At 65.8% G+C, this 4,589-nt stretch carries 3 protein-coding genes; all 3 read right to left on the bottom strand.

Going from position 1 to position 4,589, the window contains the following annotated elements; genetic code table 11:
• The coding region (locus AAHK20_RS33400; RefSeq protein WP_449185786.1) for a beta strand repeat-containing protein at positions 1-1,552 on the bottom strand (1,552 nt) is incomplete at its 3' end.
• 82 nt (positions 1,553-1,634) lie between these two features.
• Entirely contained in the window at positions 1,635-3,722 is a 2,088-nt protein-coding gene (locus tag AAHK20_RS33395; RefSeq protein WP_449185785.1) for a tetratricopeptide repeat-containing sulfotransferase family protein, read from the bottom strand.
• Positions 3,723-3,836: 114 nt separating this feature from the next.
• On the bottom strand, positions 3,837-4,403 hold the full coding sequence (locus AAHK20_RS33390; RefSeq protein WP_449185784.1) for a helix-turn-helix domain-containing protein: 567 nt from the start codon (positions 4,401-4,403) through the stop codon (positions 3,837-3,839).
• Between the last annotated feature and the right edge of the window lie 186 nt (positions 4,404-4,589).

Genomic DNA, 4,589 nt, shown 5'->3' with positions numbered 1-4,589 from the left:
ACCCCTGGCTGTAGTTGCCGGTGATCGTCATGGCGTTGTTCACTTGCAGCGTCGCGGCCGTGTTCGTGACGGCATTGCTGCCGACGTTGACGTTGTCGTTCAACAGCAGGTTGCCCGAGCCGAACACCACATTCGACGCCGAGTTCGTGATCGTGCCGATCGTCCCGCCGAAACCGGTCAGCGTGCCGAACGTCGTCCCCGTCCCGCCGTTGATCGTCAGGTCGTTCGCCGAGTCGTTCTCGATGTTGCCCGCGATCACGCCCGAGTTCGTCACCGCGCCGAGCGAGCCGGCCGCGCTGTCGAACATCGCGTAGACGCCGCCACTGATCCTGCCGCTATTGGTCAGCGAGCCGATTCGTTCGCTATTGAAAATTCCGGTGGCGCGGCCGCTGATGACGCCGCTATTGACGAGCGTGCCGATGAGCCCCTCGTTATGGACGGCGGCGTTACCGCCGATGACACCACTATTGGTCAGCGTGCCGATGGTGCCGAACATGACCGAGCCAGTGAGGTTGTCGATGCCGAACTGCCAGCCCAGCGTGCCCTCTATCGTGCCGCTGTTGTCGAGCACGTCGATTGTTCCGTCGTTGTAGACGGCAACGATCGTCCCGCTGTTGCTCACCGAGCGTATCAACCCGTCACTTGCCAGTTCGTCGATCCAGCCGCTGTTGATGACCGCATCGATCGTCCCATGCGGGCCGGGGGTGTTGAGCGTGCCGGCGTTTCCGTTCCAGCTCGGCGAATTGCCGAGACTCCAAAGGGTGCCGGTGTTGACCACGGTGCCGATGGTGCCGAGGTTCAGGATCCCCGCGCCCGAGATAATGCCGCTGCCGACGACGCCGCTGTTGCTCAGCGAGCCGATAGTGCCCAGGTTCAGGATGCCGTACGAACCGCCCGTGATGGCGCCGCTGTTGCGCAGCGTGCCGATGGTGCCGGACTCGATGTCGATGCCGTTGTTGAGCGCGCCGCCAATGGTCCCGCTGTTGTTCAGCACGTCGATGCTGCCGCCAGCGATCTGAATGCCCTGGCGGTAGCCGCTGATCGTGCCGCTGTTGGTCAGCGTGCCGATCCGGCCCACGTCGAATACGCCGACGCCGGTCGTGCCCGTCCCCAGGATGGCGCCGCTGTTGTCGATCACGCCGATGGTGCCCGGCACGCCGACGTTGTCGTTGTCGATGCCCTCGCGCCCCGTGATCGTGCCTTGATTGGTCAGCGTGTTGATCACGCCGATGTTGCCGATGGCGATGTAGCCGCTGATCGTGGCTGCTGCGCCGTTGTCCAGCGCGGCGACGGTGCCGCTGTTCACCACCACCCCGAAGCCGCTGGCTGTGATCGCACCGCTGTTGCTGAGCGTGCCCACCGAAGATCCGAATACGCTCACGCCATCGCCGTATGAAAAAATCTGCGCACCGGGACTGACCGTCACATCGCCGCTGCTCCACGCCACGGTGCCGCCGTGCGTGCCCGTAATGACGACCTGGGCTTTCACGCCGCCCGCCGCCATAGCAGCCAGCGCCGCGCCCAGCGCGAGACGCATGGCCGTCAGCCTCATCGCCTTTGGTCCGCACGAACGCCTTGGTACCCCCATGTTCCGCCACCCCCGAGCAAAAACGGTCTCTTCACGCCGTTACGGATCACGCATCGATCCCGAGCGCCGCAAGCAGCGGACCGAGATGATCCGCGTAACGCCGCCAACGGCCCTTCGAGGTCGCGTAAACCGGCTGCCGCACCTGATTCACGCTGGCGGTCCGCACCACGCGGCGGCTCTCGTGGAATCGCAAGCAGGCGTCGTCCCAGGGCAGGCCGAGGAACTCCACGAGACGCCGCGCCTCGTGCTCCAGATCGTCCACTACCGCCTCGTAGTCGACTTCGATGAAACGGGCTGGCGGCAGCACCTCGCGCCAGTGCGCCATCAGCTCCGCGTAGGCCAGGTAGAACTCGCCCAGCTCGGTCTGTTGGTAAGCGAACGGCTGTTCCCCCGCGAACTGCTTGGTGTAGCAGGACAGACAGGTGTCGACGGGATCGCGCCGGCAATGGATGATGCGCGCGCCCGGCAGGATCAACGGGATCAGGCCGGCGTAAAGGAAATTGCCCGGCATCTTGTCGACGAGGCGCGACTTGCCCTGCGCAAGCGGCGTCACGCGTTCGAGGTAGGCCTGCCCCAAACGGGCAAGGCCGTCCTCCGAAGCAGACTCCAGAAAATCGGGAAACGCGCCGGCGCTTTCCACCGCGAGGCGCAACGTCGAGAGTTCGCCGGCGCCGTGCACGCGCGGATGCGACGCGAGGATCTGCTCGACGAGCGTCGTGCCCGAGCGCGGCATGCCGACGATGAACACCGGCAGTTCCGACGCCGCGCCGGCTCCGTCGAAGCGGCCAAGCAACTCGGGCGTGAAGGCGTCGGCAATCCGCCGCATCCAGCGCTGCGTATCGGCCGAATCGTAAGCAAAGGTCGAGCGCGTTTGCCGGTTCGCGATGTCGAGGTGGCGAAACGCGCTCGGCGCGTCGCCCACGTCGAGATAGGCTTTGCCCAGCGCGAACTGCGCCCCGAGCCGGTCGGCGAGGGATCGCTTGCCGCCTTCGGCGAGCACGGCTTCCATGGCGTCGATATCGGGGTCGCCGGGCTTGAACGTTTTCGCATCCGCGCGGCCGCCCAGCGCCTTGATCGAACCGGGAAAGGCGGCCAGCGCGCGGTCGAAGGCCGCCATCGATTCCTCTTTGCGACCCGTTTCCATGAAGAGCGTCGCGCGTCCGACGAGCGCTTCCTCCGCCACCGTGCCGGGCAGCGTCGCGGCCTGATCGAACGCGGCGAGCGCCTCATCGTGCCGGCCCAGCGCCTGCAGCACCTGCGCGAGCGCGCTGTGCGCCTGGGCGTTCCCCGGCACCGCCGCGACCGCCTGCTGCGCGAACACGAGCGCTTCGTCGCAGCGCTCGAGCTGCTTCAGCGTTTGAGCACGCGCGACCAGCGCGGCCGGATGTCGAGGCGCAAAGGACTGCAATGCGTCGAGCGCCTGCAATGCGGCGCCATGGCGGTGACGCGACGCTTCGACGTCGGCGAGGTTCAGGTAGGCGTCGACGAGGCGCGGATTCAACTCGATCGCGCGGCGCGCCGCCGCGGCGGCCTCGTCGTATCGCCCCTGCGCGCTAAGCAGAAACGCCACATTGCTGTGCGCCTCGGCGTAGTCCGGATTCAATGCCAGTGCGCGGCCGTAGTGCGTCGCGGCATGATCGAGCCGGTCCAGCCGCCTGAAGGTATTGGCCAGATTGTTGTGGGCCTCCGGCGAATCGGGGGTCAGCGCCACGACCCGGCCGAGACATTCGAGGCTCTGCTCCAGCTTGCCCGCTTCCTGCAGGATGATGCCGAGGTTGTTCCAGCCCGCGACGAGGTTCGCATCCAGCGCGACCGCCCGCCGCGCAGCCTCTTCGGCTTCGGCCAGCAAGCCCTTCTGGCGGCACATTTCCGCGAGGTTGCTCGAATAGATCGCGGGCGCGCGCGGCGCCTTGCACGCCTCGCGCAAGTGCGCGGTCGCGACATCGAGGTTGCCGTAGGCGTGGGCCATCAGGCCGAGCAGGTGCAGCGCATCGGCCTGTCCCGGCCAGACCGCCAGCACCCGCTGACAGAACTGCTCGGCCTGGTCGGCCTGGCCGGCGTTCCAGTGGGCATGGGCGCGGCTAAGCGCTTCCGGAATACTCATGGCGTCGGAAGAACCCGGCACACTTGACATGCTTGACTCCATAGGGGTGGTCGATTGCGATGCGCGGGCATCGTGTTACCTGTTATCGGCATGAGGTCCTGACTTTTTACGGTGGGCCAGTCGAGTCATGCTCTACAGGAACCTCTAGAACAGCCTGGGCGTACCGACCCAGACGAGTACCGTCTCCACGTTGCCCGTATTGGCCCATGCGTGCGGGACCGTGGATTCGTAATGCGCGGTATCCCCCGACTGCAGATCAAACGTCGCTCCCTGCAGCGTGAGCGCAATCTGCCCGCTGATCACGTACAGAAACTCTTCACCTGCGTGCGTCGTGACTTCGGAGCGGCGCTGCCCGGCCGGCATCCGGACCAGAATGGATTCCAGTTTCCTGTCCTTCGACAGGTTGGTGAGGCGTCCAAACTGGTTGGCCGAATCGGCGAACCCGAAGAACTTCAGCGCATCGCCCCGGCACACCGTGCTGACTTCATCGGGTGTGTCGACAAAGTACTGCACCGTGACACCCAACGCTTGCGCAATGCCGGCCAGCGACGTGATCGAAGGGGACGCGTGACCGCGCTCCACCTGCGACAAAAAGGGTTTCGAAATACCCGCCGCTGTCGCCGTTTCATCGAGCGTGAGCTTCAGCCTCTGGCGCAGGGATCGGATTTTGTTTCCCAAGGCCAGTGCGGTGTGTGCCTTTTCAGCGTTCATGGCAGTCGGTTCAGAACAGCTGGCGCAGGCGCAGGCTGCCGGTCTGCGACAGATAGCGTGGCGCCACCTGCATTTCGTAGCGCAGCGTCAGCGTCAGGTTGCTTGCCCGCACCAGCGTCACCCCGGCCGACGCCACCGCCAGGTCCGACACCGGGCTCGCGCCCGTCGTCGTGAACGTGGTCTCAC

This window comes from Trinickia camelliae (genome assembly GCF_053525655.1).
Note: the sequence above shows the minus strand (reverse complement) of the source record. Positions and strands in the feature narration are given on the sequence as shown.

Excerpts from the sequence above, each read along its gene's own strand:
- AAHK20_RS33390 (WP_449185784.1), bottom strand. The coding sequence starts at position 4,403 with ATGAACGCTGAAAAGGCACACACCGCACTGGCCTTGGGAAACAAAATC.
- AAHK20_RS33395 (WP_449185785.1), bottom strand. The coding sequence starts at position 3,722 with ATGTCAAGTGTGCCGGGTTCTTCCGACGCCATGAGTATTCCGGAAGCG.